We start from the raw sequence: 331 nt of genomic DNA, 5'->3' as shown, positions 1-331 counted from the left end.
GTCAGCTCCGGTGCCGGCAGGTAGGTCCAGGGCAATTTGAGCGCCGGGCCGAACTGCTGCATGAAGTGGCGCATGCCCGCTTCGCCGCCGGCCAGGGTGTAGATCTGGAAGGTCCCCATGAAGGCCCAGCGCAGGCCGGCGCCATAGCGGATCGCGTCGTCGATCTCGCCGGTGGTGGCCACGCCGTCGTTGACCAGATGCAGCGCCTCGCGCCACAGGGCTTCCAGCAGGCGGTCGGCGATGAAGCCGGGCACTTCCTTGCGCACGTGCAACGGCTGCATGCCGAGCCCGGCGTAGATCGTTTTGGCCGCCTCGATGGTTTCAGACGAGG

1 protein-coding gene is annotated in these 331 nt (G+C 67.7%); it reads right to left on the bottom strand.

The features are described from left to right. A partial coding sequence (locus AC0LWF_RS27915; protein WP_474654709.1) for a 3-hydroxyacyl-CoA dehydrogenase family protein occupies nucleotides 1–331 on the bottom strand: 331 nt, incomplete at both ends.

It is taken from the genome of Paenibacillus sp. sgz302114 (genome assembly GCF_056120345.1).
Note: the sequence above shows the minus strand (reverse complement) of the source record. Positions and strands in the feature narration are given on the sequence as shown.